This is a genomic window from Rhodococcus sp. AC861 (assembly GCF_979256035.1).
The window spans coordinates 1-234 of record NZ_CEEDMW010000115.1 but is presented as its reverse complement, the minus strand read 5'-3'; the positions used below and the strand labels follow the sequence as shown (position 1 = coordinate 234).

Annotated in this window: 1 protein-coding gene; it reads right to left on the bottom strand. The window is 69.2% G+C overall.

What is annotated here, in order from left to right; translation table 11 throughout:
• On the bottom strand, positions 1 to 234 hold a 234-nt coding region (locus AC0IX4_RS23370; RefSeq protein WP_471831465.1), incomplete at both ends, for an ATP-binding cassette domain-containing protein.

Genomic DNA, 234 nt, shown 5'->3' with positions numbered 1-234 from the left:
CTGCGATCTGACGCACGACGGCCAGGTCGTGCGTGATGAACCCGTACGACAGGCCGCGCTCCGCCTGCAGGTCGTTGAGCAGCGTCAGAATCTGGGCCTGCACGAGCACGTCGAGAGCCGACACGGCCTCGGCGCACACGACGACCTCCGGCTGGAGTGCCAGTGCACGCGCGATCGCGATGCGCTGGCGCTGTCCACCCGAGCGCTCGTTGGGGAACCGGCGCATCACCGACG